Source organism: Nocardiopsis lambiniae, from assembly GCF_031845465.1.
GTDB lineage: Bacteria > Actinomycetota > Actinomycetes > Streptosporangiales > Streptosporangiaceae > Nocardiopsis > Nocardiopsis lambiniae.
This window is the reverse complement of the sequence record NZ_JAVREP010000032.1, coordinates 1-16,098: the sequence shown is the minus strand read 5'-3', so window position 1 is coordinate 16,098 and position 16,098 is coordinate 1. Positions and strand designations below refer to the sequence as shown.

Annotated in this window: 10 protein-coding genes; 9 read left to right on the top strand and 1 reads right to left on the bottom strand. The window is 73.4% G+C overall.

Annotated features, from left to right (window positions below):
- Window positions 1-77: 77 nt before the first annotated feature.
- The 3 genes from RM479_RS26540 (at window position 78) to RM479_RS26530 (ending at window position 3,573) form a co-directional block, all read left to right on the top strand.
- Window positions 78-1,298, top strand: a complete 1,221-nt coding sequence (locus RM479_RS26540; protein WP_311514428.1) for a cytochrome P450 — start codon at window positions 78-80, stop codon at window positions 1,296-1,298.
- Window positions 1,298-2,539 (top strand): cytochrome P450 family protein, encoded by a 1,242-nt coding sequence (locus tag RM479_RS26535; RefSeq protein WP_311514427.1) that lies wholly within the window; start codon window positions 1,298-1,300, stop codon window positions 2,537-2,539. Before RM479_RS26540 ends, RM479_RS26535 begins: the two co-directional genes overlap by 1 nt.
- Before the next feature lie 128 nt (window positions 2,540-2,667).
- Entirely contained in the window at window positions 2,668-3,573 is a 906-nt protein-coding gene (locus RM479_RS26530; protein WP_311514426.1) for a hypothetical protein, read from the top strand.
- Between the two features lie 15 nt (window positions 3,574-3,588).
- Here RM479_RS26530 and RM479_RS26525 read toward each other — a convergent pair whose 3' ends face one another.
- The gene (locus RM479_RS26525) at window positions 3,589-5,274 is read right to left on the bottom strand and encodes an ATP-binding cassette domain-containing protein (RefSeq protein WP_311514425.1); all 1,686 of its coding nucleotides are present in this window, start codon (window positions 5,272-5,274) and stop codon (window positions 3,589-3,591) included.
- A 313-nt stretch (window positions 5,275-5,587) separates the two neighbouring features.
- On the opposite strand from RM479_RS26525, the gene RM479_RS26520 reads away from it, so the two are divergent.
- From RM479_RS26520 to RM479_RS26495, 6 genes are all read left to right on the top strand, one after another.
- Window positions 5,588-7,123, top strand: a complete 1,536-nt coding sequence (locus tag RM479_RS26520; RefSeq protein ID WP_311514424.1) for a TIGR02677 family protein — start codon at window positions 5,588-5,590, stop codon at window positions 7,121-7,123.
- Between the two features lie 205 nt (window positions 7,124-7,328).
- A complete protein-coding gene (locus RM479_RS26515; RefSeq protein WP_311514423.1) occupies window positions 7,329-8,696 on the top strand; it encodes a DUF2398 family protein in 1,368 nt (455 codons plus the stop codon).
- Window positions 8,696-12,928 (top strand): TIGR02680 family protein, encoded by a 4,233-nt coding sequence (locus RM479_RS26510; RefSeq protein WP_311514422.1) that lies wholly within the window; start codon window positions 8,696-8,698, stop codon window positions 12,926-12,928. Before RM479_RS26515 ends, RM479_RS26510 begins: the two co-directional genes overlap by 1 nt.
- Before the next feature lie 14 nt (window positions 12,929-12,942).
- Window positions 12,943-14,202, top strand: coding sequence for a TIGR02679 family protein (locus tag RM479_RS26505; protein ID WP_311514421.1), 1,260 nt, complete (start codon window positions 12,943-12,945; stop codon window positions 14,200-14,202).
- A 235-nt stretch (window positions 14,203-14,437) separates the two neighbouring features.
- Window positions 14,438-14,830: a hypothetical protein gene (locus RM479_RS26500; RefSeq protein ID WP_311514420.1), complete on the top strand. Its 393-nt coding sequence runs from the start codon at window positions 14,438-14,440 to the stop codon at window positions 14,828-14,830.
- 103 nt (window positions 14,831-14,933) lie between these two features.
- On the top strand, window positions 14,934-15,884 hold the full coding sequence (locus tag RM479_RS26495) for a bile acid:sodium symporter family protein (protein WP_311514419.1): 951 nt from the start codon (window positions 14,934-14,936) through the stop codon (window positions 15,882-15,884).
- The last annotated feature ends 214 nt before the right edge of the window (window positions 15,885-16,098 follow it).

Below are 16,098 nucleotides of genomic sequence, written 5' to 3'. Positions count from 1 at the left end.
TCCGGCGATCGGGCCGCCCCGCCGGGGCGGCCCGCCCCGTTCGTCGTAACCGCCCCCCAGAACACGTGAGGTGCCCGGTGGACACCACGACCCCGGTCCGGCTCTACGATCCCGCCTTCAACGCCGACCCCCAAGGCTTCTACCGGAAGATGCGCGCCGCGCACGGACCGGTCGTGCCCGTCCTCATGGACGGGGACGTCCCGGCCTGGCTGGTCATCGGCTACCGCGAACTGCACCGCGTCCTGGGCGACTCCGACACGTTCGCCCGCGACCCCCGCCGCTGGAACTCCTGGGAGAAGGTGCCCCCGGACTGGCCCCTGCTGCCGGTGCTCGCCCCCCTGCCCAACCTCCTCTCCGCGGAGGGGGAGGACCACCGGCGGCGCACCCGCGCCGTCAACGAGGCCATCAACGGAGCGGACCCGCACGAGCTGCGCACGCTCATCTCCCGCATCGCCGACCGCCTCATCGACGGGTTCTGCGGTGCGGGAGAGGTCGACCTGCGCTCCCGGTACTCCGAGCGCATCCCCGCCCTGGTGCTGTGCCGGATGTTCGGCCTGGACGACGCCACCGGCGACGCCGTCACCTCCGACATGAACACCGTGTTCAACGCCGGTGCCGACGCCGTCGCCGCCCACGGGCGCATCGTCGCCGTGTTCACCGGGCTGATCGCCGCCCGACGGGCCGACCCCGGCCCCGACATCGTCTCCCGGATGATCGACCACGCCGTCGGGTACGGCGACGAGGACCTCAACGCCGAACTCATCGCGATCCTGGGCGGCGGCCACCAGACCACTGGTGAGTGGATCGGCAACGCCCTGCGGTCGATGCTCACCGACGACCGTTTCGGCGCCTCCCTGTTCGGTGCCCGCAGCAGTGCCCGCGAGGCCCTCGTGGAGGTCCTGTGGGAGGACTCGCCCTCCCAGATGAACGCGGGCCGCTTCGCCGCCCACGACGTGGAACTGGGCGGGAACCTCATCCGCCGGGGCGACCTGCTCCTGCTCGGCTACGCCGCCGCCAACAACGACCTCCGGCTGCGGGCCGAGGCACCCGAGGCCGGCCACGGCGTCAACCACGCCCACCTGTCCTTCTCCCACGGAGAGCACAGCTGCCCCCACGCCGCCCGCGGACTCGCCGAGACGATGGCGGTCACCGCCATCGAGGTGCTCCTCGACCGGTTGCCCGACATCGAGCTCTCCGTCCCCGCCGAGGAGGTCCGCTGGCGGCCCTCCCCCTGGGTCCGGGGCGTCGTCGCGCTCCCGGTCACCTTCACCCCCGCAACCCCCCAAGGAGTGCTCTGATGTCCTGCCCCCACCAGGCGGCCGACGGCGTCCCCCTCATCCACGCCGTTCCCGACGACGTCCAGGCCGACCGCGAGCGCCTGTACCGGGCGGGCCCCGTCACCCGGGTGGAGCTGCCCGGCGGTGTGCGGGCCTGGGCGACCACCCACCACGAGGTGAGCAAGGCCACGCTCAACGACCCGCGGTTCCGCAAGAGCGTCGACCACTGGGCCGACTACCAGGAGGGCCGGGTCCCCGAGGGGTGGCCGCTGCTGGGCACCATCCCCACCGACAACACCAACATGCTGGCTCTGGACGGCGCGGCCCACCGGCGGCTGCGACAGCTCACCGCCGGCCCGTTCTCCGCGCGCCGGGTCGAGCGGCTGCGCCCGCGCATCGAGCGCATCACCCGCCTGGCGCTGGACGCCCTGGAGCCCAGGGCGTCCGAGACGCTGGACCTGAAGTCGGAGTTCACCTTCCGGGTGCCGATGGCCGTCATCGGTGAGCTGTACGGGGTGTCCGAGGCCGAGTACGAGAACCTGGGCGAGATGTACGCCAAGCTGTTCTCCGGCACCACGGAGGAGGGCGAGCACCTTCGGATCTACGGCACCCTCTTCCAGTACTTCGGCGAGCTGGTCGCCCGCAAGCGCGCGACCCTCGACGAACACGACGACTTCACCGCCGACCTCATCCGTGCGAGCGAGGACGGTGACGGTCTCGACGACACGGAGATCGTCCTCACCCTGCTGACGGTGGTGGCGGCCGGGCACGAGACCACCGTCAACCTCCTCACCAACGTGGTGCGCGCCCTGCTCGCGCACCCCGAGCAGTTGGAGCGGCTGCGCGGGGGCGAGGTCACCTGGGAGGCGGTCGTGGAGGAGACGCTGCGCTACGACCCGCCCAACAACCTCATGATGTTCCGGTTCGCCACCGAGGACGTCGAGATCGGGGGACGGACCATCCAGAAGGGCGAGGCGCTGCTCACCCACTACGGGGCGGCCTCGCGCGACCGCGCGGAGTTCGGCGAGGACCCGGAGGTGTTCGACCCCGACCGGGAGAAGGGGCGGCACATCTCCTTCGGGTACGGCCCGCACATCTGCCCGGGAGCGCCCCTGTCGCGTCTGGAGGCGGGGATCATCCTGCCGATGCTCTTCGAGCGCTTCCCGGACCTCGGGCTCGCCGTACCGGACGAGGAGCTCGAAGTCGCCTCGGCCCTGTCGGTCAACAGCCTCAAGGCGTTCCCGGTCGTGCTGCGTCCGTGAGACGGTGGGGCCGTCCACGTGACGGCCCCATCGCTCCGTGTGAACTCCTTGCCTTCGCAAAAGCCCCTTTTTACGACATAAGGCCATAAGCTCCCCGCGTCGTGTGTTCTCGACGAAGAGGGGCGGACATGGTCGCGACGAGGTTCCTCACCCTGCCCCTCGCCCTCCTCCTCGCCGGCTGCGGCGGCGGTGCCGAGAGCATCGATCCCACCGACGGCGGCACCCGGGAACCCGGGATCACCGATGCCCCGGCCGCTCCGCCGAGCCCGGAGGGGGAGGTCGTCCCGCAGGCCCCCGCGGTCACGCCCTCGCCCACCGGGGAACCCGCGCCGCCGCCCTCCGCTCCGGCCACCGACGCCACCGAGCCCGCCACCGGCGAACCCCCCGCCGAGACCGTCACGGGTTACCTGGAGGCGCTCGCCGCCACCGACGACCCGGACCGCGTGCGCGAAGGGCTCCACCTGACCGTGGAGGGCTCCGCCGCCCACCAACTCCTCCTGCACACCTCCTCCATCGCCCAGGCCTGGAGCGACGGGGGCGTTGCCGCCCCTCCGACCTCGCTCAACCGCACCGACGACGGCGCCGAGCTGTGCCCGGCCCTGGGCAACGACCCCGACTGCGGCGAGTACACCGGATTCACCGGCCGCGACACGCTGATCACCGGTCTGCGCATCAACGGCTCCGACCCCGGGCCGTCCCTCATCGTGGGCGAGGACGTCACCGCCGACTCCGAGGGGGTCAACGCGACCCTCATCACCGCCTACCGCTCCGTCGTCGACCACGTCCTCGTGGTGACGGTGGAGTTCGAGGCCGCCGAGGACCTCTCCCTCGACCTGGAGGGGACCGCCTACCGGGCGGAGGACGGGAGCGAGCAGCGCGTGGAGGACGCGGCGGGCCGACGCGAACTCGACGCCGAGACCGCCACGCACGCCGTCTTCCACCTGCCCGACGCCCTCCCGGGCGGAGAACTGGTCGTCGGCGGCTGCCTGGCGGAGTGCTCCGCCCTCGTCGACCTCCGACTCCCGGTCCGTTGAACCCGAGGGGTTCCCTCACCTGGCGCGCCGCACCCGACCATCGTCCCATACCGGTTCATCGGCCTCGTAGACCCGCCCGTCCGACCCGAACACCACGAACCGGTCGAACCCCCTGGCGAACCACCGGTCGTGCGTCACCGCCAGGATCGTCCCCTCGTAGGCGTCCAACGCCGCCTCCAACGCCTCCGCCGACACCACGTCCAGGTTGTCCGTCGGCTCGTCGAGCAGCAGCATCGTCGCCCCCGACAGCTCCAGCAACAGGATCTGGAACCGCGCCTGCTGACCACCCGACAACGTGTCGAAGGTCTGCTCCGCCGACCGGGCCAGCTCGTAGCGGTCCAGCGCCCGTCCGGCCTCGTCCCGGGGCACGCCCTTCCGGCTCCCCTCGCCCCGGTGCAGGATGTCCAGCATCGTCCTCCCCGCGAACTCCGGGTGCTCGTGGGTCTGCGCGAACCACCCCGGCAGCACCCGAGCCCCCAACCGGGCCCGTCCCGTGTGCGGAACCGGCGCCACCTTCGCCCGCTCCTCCTCCGACAGCGGCGTCTCCTCCGGATCGGACCCGCCCCCGGCCAGCAGCCGCAGGAAGTGCGACTTGCCCGACCCGTTGGAGCCGAGCACCGCCACCCGCTCCCCGTAGTGCACCTCCAGGTCGAACGGGCGCATCAACCCCGTCAACCCCAGACCCGCGCACACCAGGGCGCGCTTTCCGGTGCGCCCGCCGCGCAGCCGTATCCGCAGGTTCCGGTCCCGGGGCAGCTTCTCCGGCGGCCCCTCCTCCTCGAACCGGCGCAGCCGGGTCTGCGCCGACTGGTACCGCGACGCCATGTCGGAGTTGTACGCCGCCTTCTGCTTGTACATCACGACCAGCGCCCTGAGCTTGGCGTGCTCGTCGTCCCACCGCCTGCGCAGCTCGTCCAACCGCGCGAACCGCTCCCGACGCGCCTCGTGGTAGGTCCCGAACGCGCCGCCGTGCGTCCACGCCGTGTTCCCCGCCGCCCCCAACTCCAGGGTGACCATCCGGTCGGGCACCCGGCTCAGCAACTCCCGGTCGTGGGAGACCAGCAGCACCGTCTTGGGGGTGGCCAGGATCGCCTCCTCCAACCAGCGCTTGCCGGGCACGTCCAGATAGTTGTCGGGCTCATCGAGCAGCAGCAACGGCGCCGGTCCCCGCAGCAGGGCCTCCAGCACCAACCGTTTCTGCTCACCGCCCGACAGGGTGCGCACCTCGCGCCACCGGCACCGCTCGTAGGGGACACCCAGCGCCGCCGTGCAGCACCGGTCCCACACCACCTCGGCCTCGTACCCGCCGGCGTCCCCGTACCGGGCGATCGCATCCGCGTAGCGCATCTGCGTCTTCTCGCCGTCGTCGACCATCATCGCGGCCTCGGCCGCCTCCAGGTCGGAGTGCGCCGCGCGCACCGGCGCCGGTGACACCGACACCAGCAGTTCGTGCACCGTGGTCCCATCGCGCACGTGCCCGACGAACTGGTCCATCACCGCCAGATCGCCGTCCAGGGTGACCGCGCCGGACCGCGGGCGCACCTCACCGCGCACGATCCGCAGCAGGGTGCTCTTGCCCGACCCGTTCGCGCCGATCAGAGCGGTGGTCGAACCCTCACCGACCCGGAAGGAGACCTCGTCCAGCAGCACCCTCCCGTCGGGCAGGGTGTGACCGATCCGGTTGACGTCGATGTGGCCCACGGCCGTGACTCCTCCGGGGATCGGCGACAGGGCCCGGCGCCCGTCCCCGGTCCGGCCGCACCCCGGCAGGCTGTCACGCGCCCGAGCACACGGGCAACCGGTTTTCCACCGCCCGTACACCTTTGAAACCCCAGGTCACGACCGCCCAGAGAGCGCTTGTCCACAGGTTCCCCCGCTCCGGGACGGAACGCCGTCACACGCTGCGATAATGGCCAATGCCCGGCGGCCGGGCGGGGGCGATTCCGACCGCGCGGGGCGACCGCCGTCGCGCGGTCGCGACGACGTACGGGAACACGGGAACGGGGAACCACGGGTGGCCGAGCGCAGCGCTCTCGACCTGGACGCGCTCACGATCAGCGACCGCTTCCAGCTGTTCAACTTCACCCGGCGCGACGACCACGTGACCTACCTGTGGATCCTGCGCGCCCTGGACCGGCTGCGCGAGGTCCACCGGGTACAGGCCGGCGCCGAGGACCTCGCCGCCACCCTGCGCGAACTCGCCGCCGTCCACGACGGGGCGCCCTCCCCGGACGCCGCCGACCTGCGCAACCGCCTCGACGAGCTGTACGCCGACCGGGTCGTGCACCGCTTCGACGACGCCTCCCGCGCCGGCAACCTCGCCCGTTACCGCAACCGCCAGTCCGTCTACCAGTTCAGCGAACTCGGTTACCGGGCCTACCGGGCGGTCGAAAGCGTCCTCAACGCCCGCAGCGAGGACGTCAACCTGTCCCGCCTGGTCTTCTCCGACGTCCTGGAGGACCTGCGCGCACTGGCCGACGCCAACCTCACCGGCCGCGCCGAACAGGTCTACCGTCGGCTGTCCCGCCTGGACTCGGTGATGGAGGACATGGGCCGCCGCTCCGCCCAGTTCCACGTCACCCTGGGTGAGATCCTGCGTTCCACCGACGCGTCCCCGGACACGTTCCTCAAGTACAAGAACGCCCTACTCGTCCACATGACCGAGTTCATGGCCGAACTCGATCGCTACCAGCCCCGCCTGGAGCGGGCGGTGCGCGAGGTGGAGGACACCGGCCTGACCACGCTGCTGGCCCGTGCCGCCGACACCGACGAACGCCTGTTCATGGACCGCGAGGAGCGCCTCGACGACTGGCGTCGGCGTTGGGCGGCACTGCGCGCCTGGTTCACCACCGAGGGCGGCGCGCCCACCCGCGCCGCCGAACTGCACGCCGCCACCCGCTCGGCGACCTCGGGGGTCATCGCGCTGCTGCGCCAGCTCACCGAGGCCAGACGCGGCGGCGTCAACCGCGCCACCCAGCTCCGCCACCTGGCGCAGTGGGTGTTCGACACCCCCGATGACGGGGCCGCGCACGCCCTCATGGGCGCCGCGTTCAACGTCCGCTCCGCCCGCCACCTGGGCGTCGCCCACGAGGACGACGAGCAGATCTCCCCGAACACCACCTGGTGGGACGCCCCCGGCGTGGAGGTGTCGGTGACACTGTTCCGCAGCGGCAAGGCGCCCACCGCGGGGGTGCCCAAGCCGGTGCGCCGCAACCCCGGCGCCCGCGCCGAACTGCGCCGCCGCCAGGCCGCCGACCGCGCCGCCGACCGGCAGGCCGCCGCCCGGCTGGCCGAGGAGGGCGCCCACGACCGGGTCCTGGACGAGGTCGACACCCGGGTGCTGCTGCGCCTGATCACCCGCGCCCTCGAATCGCGCGCCGTCGTCGCCGGCCGGCTGTCGTCGGCCACCGGCACCGACGAGGGAACCCTGGTGCGCCTGGTCCCCAGCGACACCGGCAGCACCGTCCGCACCACACGGGGCCTGCTCCACCTGCCCGGCATGCGCCTGGAACTCGCCCCCCGCGCCCGTATCCGCGGAGCCGCCCGATGAGCCCCGCGCACCCCGTCGCCTCCGCGCACGAAGGCGACCCCCGGCCGGTGCGGGGGTGTCCCACGGCCGTCCGTCCGATGCGCGGGCGTTCCACCGCCGCCCGAGCGGTGTGGAGACGTTCCACCGCCGTCCGTCTCCCGGCCTCCGCCGGACGGCGCCGATCCTCGGTGCCCCTCCACCCGATCCGTGTCCCCGGGGAGGGCCGATGAGCCGACGACGCCGCCCCGCGCACCGGATCGACCCCGCCGACCTGGGCTCCTACCAGCAGGCGATGCGCCGGGTCCTCACCTGCGACCTCATCACCCGCTCGCGCCCCCGGCCCGGTGTGCTCTCCCACGTCCTGCGCTGGGCCGACGAACTCTCCGACGACCTGCGCGAGCTGTTCGGCCACACCCTCATCGCCACCACCGAACACGTCCGCCTGGTCCGCGACCTCGACGTCCTCGACCCCACCCAGCGCCAGGTCTTCGCCCGCGCCGGCCGTCCCTTCGATCGACGCCGCCTGGCCTACCTGTGCCTGCTGCTCGCCTCCTTCCAGCGCTCCCAGGTCGAGGTGAGCCTGGCCGACCTCATCCGCCACTTCGCCCCCTCCGCCAACGCCATCGAGGGCCTGGGTTACGACCCCACCGACGGCACCCACAAGGCCGCCCTCGTCGACGTGTGCTCCTGGCTCGTCGACCACGGCGCCCTGCACGTCTCCGACGGCTCCCTGGAGGCGTGGGCCGGCGGCCACGGCCAGGCCGACGCCCTCTTCGACATCGACCACGAGATCTGCGAGGTGCTGTTCCGCCCCTCGCGCCCCGTCCAGCACGTCACCGGTGTCGCCGGCCTGCTCGCCCACCACCCCGACGAGCCCACCCGCGAACAGACCGCCCGCCGCGCCCGCCGACTCCTCGTCGAACACCCCGTCGTCCACTACGCCGACGTCACCCCCGACGTCGCCGACGCCCTGCGGGTCCCCGGCGTCGCCGAGGAGGTCGCCCACCTCACCGGACTGACCGTCGAACGCCGATCCGAGGGCGTCCTGCTCGCCGACTCCGGCGGCCTGTTCACCGACCGCCCCTTCCCCGGGCGCGGCAGCGCCGTCAACCGCACCGCCGGGCTCCTGCTGGCCAAGATCGCCGACCGCATGGAGACCGCCCGGGCGGCCCTCACGCACCTGCCCCTGCCCGCCGCCCCGACCGCCCACGCCGACCTCATCACCCGCGTCGACTCCGCGCTGCCCCGCGATGGTGTGGTCGAGGCCCTGGCCTGGACCGCCCCCGCCCCCGCCACCGCGCCCCCCGAACCGGCCACGGCCCCGCTCATCGAACAGGGTCGCCTGGAGGCGATGGTCGACGACCTGTTCGCCGAGTTCGGCGCCGCCTCCTTCACCGCCGCCTGGCAGCGCGACCCCCGCGGCCTGCTCGACGCCGCCCTCGAACTGCTCACCGACCTGTCCCTGCTGCGCCCCGTCCCCGGCGGCGTCCTCGTCCTGCCCGCCGCCCTGCGCTACCGCAACATCCAGGGCGCGCTCCCACAGCGTCCCGACACCGGCATGCTGCCCCTGGGCCTCGAACCGGAAGGAACCTGATGTCCCACGACCGCTTCAAGCCCACCCGGGCCGGGGTGATCAACGTCTGGGACTACCTCGACGAGGAGTTCACCTTCGCCGACGGACGCCTGGTCCTGCGCGGCCACAACGGTTCCGGCAAGACCAAGGCCCTGGAGGTGCTGTTCCCGTTCGTCCTGGACGGCCACACCGACCCGCGCCGCCTGGACCCCTTCAGCGGCCAGAACCGCACCATGAAGTCCAACCTCCTCTACCGCGGCCAGGACGCCGAGTACGGGTTCGTGTGGATGGAGTTCGCCCGCCCCGGCGAGGGCCCCCGCCCCGAGACCGTCACCCTCGTCATCGGCCTGCGCGCCCAACAGCACCGCGACGGCGTCGCCACCTCCTTCTTCGTCACCGACAAGCGCCTGGGCGTCGACTTCGGCCTGCTGGCGACCGACAACCGCCCCCTCACCGAACGTCAGCTCAAGGCCGCCCTGGGCGAAGGCTCCCACCACACCTCCGCCGCCGACTACCGGGCCGCCGTCGACGCCCGCCTGTTCGGTCTCGGCGACCGCTATGTCCAACTCCTCGACCTGCTCCTGGCCCTGCGCCGCCCCCTGCTCGCCAAGGACCTGGACCCCGAGAAGGTCTCCGACACCCTCACCGCCGGGCTCAGCCCCATCGACGAGGAACTCATCGACCAGGCCGCCCGCGACTTCGCCAACCTCTCCGCGGTCCAGCGCCGCTTCGACGACGCCACCACCGCCCACACCGCCGTCGAGGCCTTCACCACCTCCTACACCGCCTACCTAACCGCGCACGCCCGCCACCGGTCGGCCGGCATCGCCACCGCCCTGAACCGCGCCGAGGAGCACGTCACCACCCTCGCCGGGCACACCGGCGCGCTGACCACCGCCACCGCCGAGACCGAACACCTCACCGCCGAGGTCCGCCGCGTCGAGGAGGAGGTGAACGGCCTGGAGGCGGTGCGCAAGGGCCTGGAGGAGAGCGAGGCCCTGCGCGACGCCCGCGCCCTGGAGATCGAACTGCGGCACAACGACCGCATCGGTCGCGACCTCACCGAGGAGGCGCGCCGCCTCCAGCGCCAGAGCGAGGAGATCGACCACCTGACGGCCGAGGCCCGAGGCGTCGGCCTGCACATCGACCGCCAACGGGCCGCCATCGCCGACCTGGTCGCCGAGGTCCGGGAGAGCGCGGACCGGGCCGGCGTCACCGTCGACGGCGAGGGCCCCGCCGACACCGACCTCACCACCGCCCGAGCCCGCGCCGCCGCCCGCGAGGCCGACGTCCACGAGATCCGCGCGCACCTGACCGAACTGCACCGCGTCGAGGCCGAACGCGCCCGCGCCGACGCCGACGCCGCCCGCACCGGGACCGACCTCGACGACGCCGAGGCGGCGTGCGCCCGCGCCGAGGCCGGGCTCGCCGACGTCCGCGCCCAGGTCACCGACGCCCTGCGCGCCTGGGCCCACCGCTGGACCGACGGCCCCGACGGCGTCTGCGCCCCCGCCGACGCCGACACCCTCATCGGCGTCCTGGACACCTGCGGCGAGCCCGGCGCACCCACCCTTCCCGAGGTGTTCACCGAGATCACCGACCCGGCGCGCACCGAGGCGATCCGCCACGAACACCGTCTCACCGCCGACCACGAAGCCCTGACCGCCGACCTCGCCGACGTGCGCGCCGAACACGCCGAGATCGCCGCGGAACGCGATGACGCGCCACCCGCCGACCGCGCCCGCACGGCCTCCCGCGAGGGCCGCCCCGGGGCTCCGCTGTGGCGCCTGGTCCGCTTCGCCGATCACCTCGACCCCGCGCACGCCGCCGCCGTCGAGGGCGCCCTGGACGCCGCCGGACTGCTCACCGCCTGGGTCCACCCCGACCCCGACCTCACCCGTGCCGCCCTCGCCGACGGCACCTCCGACGCCTACCTGCTCCCCGCCCCGGCCGGGCACGCCCCGCGGACCCTCGCCGACGTCCTCCTCGCCGAGGAACAGCACCACGTCCCCACCCGGACCATCGACGCCCTGCTCGCCTCCGTCGCCCTCCTCGATCCCGCCGACGTCCCCACCACCGGCACCCCCCACGTCACCCTCGACTCCCGCTTCGGCCACGGCGTCCTGGTCGGCGCGGGCCCCAAGGCCGCCCCCGAGTTCATCGGCGCCACCAACCGGGCCGCGCGCCGCCGCGAACGCCTCGCCGCACTCGACGCCCGCGTCGAGGCGCTCACCGCCGACCTCGCCGACCTCGGGCGCCGCCTCGACCGGGCCGCCGACCGGGTCAAGGTGTTCGCCATCGCCCGGGGCGACCTCCCCGAGGTCACCCCCGTCGCCCGCGCCGTCAAGACCGTCGAACACCACGCCACCCTCGTCGCGGGCGCCCGCACCGCACGCGCACAGGCCCGCCTGCGCCTGGACTCGGCCACCGCCGACGTCGACGCCCACCGCACGCGGCTGCGCGCGGTCGCCGCCGAACGCTCCATGCCCACCGCCCCCGCCGACGTGGACGCCGTGGCCGCCGCCCTCGACGTGTTCCGGGCCGCCCACCGCACCCTGCACGAGACCCGGGCCGACATCGCCCGCACCGAACACGACCTCACCGAGCGCACCTCCACCATCGGCCGTCTCACCGAGGAACACCGGAGCGGCACCCGGGCCCACGAGGAGCGCACCGCCGAACACGCCGAGACCCTTCTGCGCCTCCAGACCCGCAGGGACGGTATCGACGCCTCCGCCCAGGAGATCATCGACCGGCTGCGCCGCACCGAGGACGACCTCGTGCACGGCCGCTCCGTCCTGACCGACCTGCGCGAACGGGCCGCCGCCGCCCGGGACGGCGTCGTCCGCGCCGAGGCCGGCATCGAGAGCGGTCGCTCCTCGCTCCTGCTCGCACTGGAGTCGGTGCTCGATCACTGCGCCGGGCTGACCCCCCTCACCCGACCCGGGCCGCGCGTCCTCCTGGGCGTCGACGGCGACCACGCCTGGCCGGCCCCGACCCTGTGGCCCGACGCCCAGGAGGCCGCCGACCGGATCACCGCCGCCGTCACAGCCGGGGGCGACCCCACCGGGACGCTGCGCGCCGTCCTGCCCCCGGGGGTCCCCGCGACACTGGACGCCTTCGCCGAGAGCGTCGGCACCGCCCCCGTCACCGACACCGCCCTCAAGACCGCGGCCACCCGCATGTCCGAGGCGCTGCGCGTGTTCACCGACACCCTCGCCACCACCGTCGACGGCTACCGGGTCGACCACGAGGCCGACCCGGGCGGGATCATCACCGTCCACGTTGGGGACGAGACCGGACGCAACCCGCTGCCCGCCTTCGCCCGCACCATCGCCGAACGCGTCGAGGAACAGGACGCCCTGCTCCGCCGGGAGGAACGCGGCGTCCTGGAGGACGAACTCCTCTCCGCCATCGCCCAGCAGATCCACGAACGCGTCCGCACCGCACGCGACCTGGTCCGCAGCATGGACGCCGACACCCGGTCGCGCCCCATGACCTCCGGTACCCGGATCGGCATCCGGTGGACCCGCGCCGACCACCTCACCGACCGACGCCGCGCCGTCGCCGACCTCCTGCGCCGCGACTCCGTCGGCCTGGGCCAGGGCGGCCTGACCGAATTGCGCGGCCTGCTGCGCGAACTGATCCGCGAGTACCACGCCGCCCACCCGCGCGCCACCTACAAGCAGGTCCTGGCCGCCGTCCTCGACTACCGCGAGTGGTACCGGTTCGAGCTGCGCAAGTCCGTCCCCGGCCAGGACGAGGCCCGGCTCACCAAGGCCAAGCACGAGGAGATGTCCGGCGGTGAGAAGTCCGCCGCCATCCACCTGCCCCTGTTCGCCGCCGCCAACGCCCTGTACTCCTCCGCCCGCGCCACCTGCCCGCGCCTCATCGCCCTGGACGAGGCGTTCGCCGGCATCGACGACCGCTACAAGCCCGAACTCATGGGCCTCACCGTCACCTTCGACCTCGACGTGTTCATGACCGGGCACGACCTGTGGGTGCACTACGACAGCGTCCCCATGGCCGCCCACTACGACATGCACCACGACAAGGCCTCCCACACCGTCTCCGCCATGTTCATGCTGTGGGACGGCGCCCAGGTCGTCGACGCCGACGCCGGGTTCTCCGGCAACGACGCCCTGTCCTCCCACCTGCTCGGCATCACCCCGAGCCGGTTCGTCCCCCTGGCCACCGAGGGCACGCTGCCCGTGGCGGTCGACGACGCCCCCGAGGCCCTCGACCCCGTCTGATCCGAAGGACCCCCATGTCGCCCCACCCCCTGGGCCGTCCCGATTACGCCCGCCTCCTGGAGTCGGCCCGGCGCACCCTGGAACGGCGCAACGCCGAACTCGGAGGCAGGGCCACGGTCCCCGCCCCCACCGACGCCGAGTGCGCCGCCGTCAGCGGCCTCCTCGGCAGCGATCACCTCCCCGGCGCCAAGAGCATCGTCGTGTCACTGGACCGCCTGGACACGAGCGTGCGTCGTGCCACCGGGCAAGGGCTCATCGAGATCCTGGAGACCATCGGCCCACCCCTGCGCCGTCCCCGCGACGAGGAGGGGGAGCGGCGACGGCTCCGTGAGGAGATCCTCGCCCCCGCCCGCGACAGCCCCCTCAACGACGCCGACTGGTACCGGACCTGGCTGGAGCGGATCTCCGGGAACGGCACGGTCACCAAACTCGTGAACCGGGGCGACACGGATCGGCTGTGCCGGGCCGTGCGGATCCTGGAGGTCGTCGACGCCCGCACCGACACCGCGCCACCGCTGCCCCTGCCGTCCCTGGCGGCCACGGCCACCGGCGACACCAAGGCCCTGGAGCACCGCACCCCGCTGGCCACCCTCGTCCTGAGCGCTCTCGCCGAGCGCACCGGCCTGCCCCGGACCGACACGGCCGAGGCGACCCGCGCCCTGTGGGAGGCCCACGGTGTCGTCGGCGACGACCTCGCCAGCCGTGTCCTGGTCCTGGGCCTGCCCGCCGAGGGAGCCGGACTGGGGGAGTGGCTCACCGACGCCGCCGCCCGGGGCGTTCCCTTCCAGGTCACCCTGCACCAGCTCGTCACCCTGCCGATCACGGTGACCGCCCCGGTCGTGTTCGTCTGCGAGAACCCCGCGGTTCTGCGCCGCGCCGCCGACGGGCTCGGCGCGGCCTGCGCCCCGCTGCTGTGCACCGAGGGCTGGCCCTCGGCGGCCTTCCACCGCCTGGCCGCCGCCATTCGCGCCGGCGGGGGCCGACTGCGCTACCACGGCGACTTCGACGCCGCCGGAATCGCGATGGCCCGGTACGCGATCGACCGCCACGGCGCCTCCCCGTGGCGCATGTCGGCCGCCGACTACACCGCCCATGTGGACGACGCGTTCCCCGCCCTCACCGGCGCCGGGCCCACCCCCTGGGATCCGGAACTCGCCCGGGCCATGACCCGACACGGACGGGCCGTCCACGAGGAGTCCGTCGACGACGACCTCCTCCGGGACCTGGTCCGGGATCCGGCACCGGCTTTGCCCGCGCCGGAGGATGCGACGTGACCCCACCGGGCATGAGTCCCTGAGCGCGGAGTACAGGGAAGGCGGGCGCATGGACGGACACCCACCCCCGGAGGGGGGACCCGGAGCGGGTCGGCCGCCACGCTGGGCCTCGCCGCCGCCCGTCACCCCCTCGGCCCCCGGTCCGGGCTGGAGCGTCCCGCCGCCGCCCGGCGGACCGGTACCGGTCGGGGGACCGGGCGGGGTCCCGGCCTCGCCCCTTCCCCCCGCCAGGGGCGTGCCCCCGCTGCTCACCCTCGTCATCGGACTCCTGAGCGGTGTGCTCCTGGGCGTGGGCGCCACCCTCCTGTTCACCTCCCTGGACCTGCGCCCACGTCCCTTCGAGGCGGCCCTGGACACGTGCGGCCTCACCGATCACCCCGACGCCCAGGTCGGTGACGAGGGGCGCTCCCTGTTCCTCCAGCACCAGGGCGCCACCGACGTCACCGGTCTCACCGACGACGAACTCGACTGCGTCCTCACCGAACTGGACGCCCCCGACAGCCTCTTCGTCGAGATGGGCCAGACCCGTGCCCTGGACGGCCGCCAGCGCCTGGAATGGGACGGCATCGAGGCGACCTGGAGTTACCACCCCGACGACGGACTGGACACCCAGCTGGTCGCCCACTGACCCCCGAGGACTACCCTGACGTGGCGGTGTCGACCCCGACCGGGGCGGCGACCGCCCGGGGGACGTCCCGTCCACCCCGGGGAGCACACTGGGAAGCGAACCGATGACCCTCATCAAGAACATCGCCGACTTCACCGGCCGATGGTTCGCCCTGCTCGTCCTCGGCGGGGCCGTGCTCGGCCTCCTCCTGCCGGGACAGACCGCGCACATCGCCCCGTACACGCCGCTCCTGCTCGGCGTGATCATGTTCGGGATGGGCCTCACCATGCGCCCGTCCGACTTCGCGATCGTCGCCCGCCACCCCAGGGCCGTCCTTCTGGGCGTACTGGTGCAGTACACGGTCATGCCGACCCTGGCCTGGGGCATCGCCCACCTGCTCGACCTGCCGCCGATGCTCGCCGTCGGCATGATCCTGGTCGGCGCCGCCCCCGGCGGCACCGCCTCCAACGTCATCGTCTACCTGGCCCGCGGAGACGTCGCCCTCTCGGTCGCGATGACCTCCGTCTCCACGATGCTCGCCCCGTTCCTGACCCCCCTCCTGGTCCTGACCCTGGCGAACTCGACCCTCCCGGTCCCCGCCGGCGCCCTGTTCCTGTCGATCCTCCAGATCGTCCTGGGCCCCGTCATCGCCGGCCTCCTCCTGCGCATGGCCGTGCCCGCCCTGGTCGAACGCCTCCTGCCGGCGATGCCCCTGGTCTCGGTCTCGGGCATCGTCATCGTCGTCGCCGGCATCGTGGGGGCCAACGCCGACGCGGTGCTGGGCACCGGCCTGCTCGTGGCGCTCGCCGTCATCCTGCACAACACGTGCGGTCTGGGCCTGGGCTACCTGGTCGCCGTGATCGGCCGTCTGCCCGACACCGCCCGCCGAGCGGTCGCCATCGAGGTGGGGATGCAGAACTCCGGCCTGGCCGTCGCCCTGGCAACCGCCCACTTCTCCCCGCTCGCCGCCCTGCCGGGGGCGCTGTTCTCCGTCTGGCACAACATGTCGGGTTCGGTCCTGGCCACCTACTGGGCCCGCCGCGCGCCGAGGAACGCCCCGGTCCCGTCGCCGTGATCACAACCGCCTACCCGGGCACGATCACGACCACACCTGTACTCGATGTCCTCAACCGGACAGTATTCTCCGGGTGATCACCTAACGTCGGAGAGTGATGCTTGGCAGGCTGGTGCCCATGCCTCGCATCCTCTCCGGCCTTCTCGCCCTGTCCCTGACCACGACCGGCGCCCACGTCCCCCTCACCCCGGGCCCCCCCCCCCCCCCCCCCCCC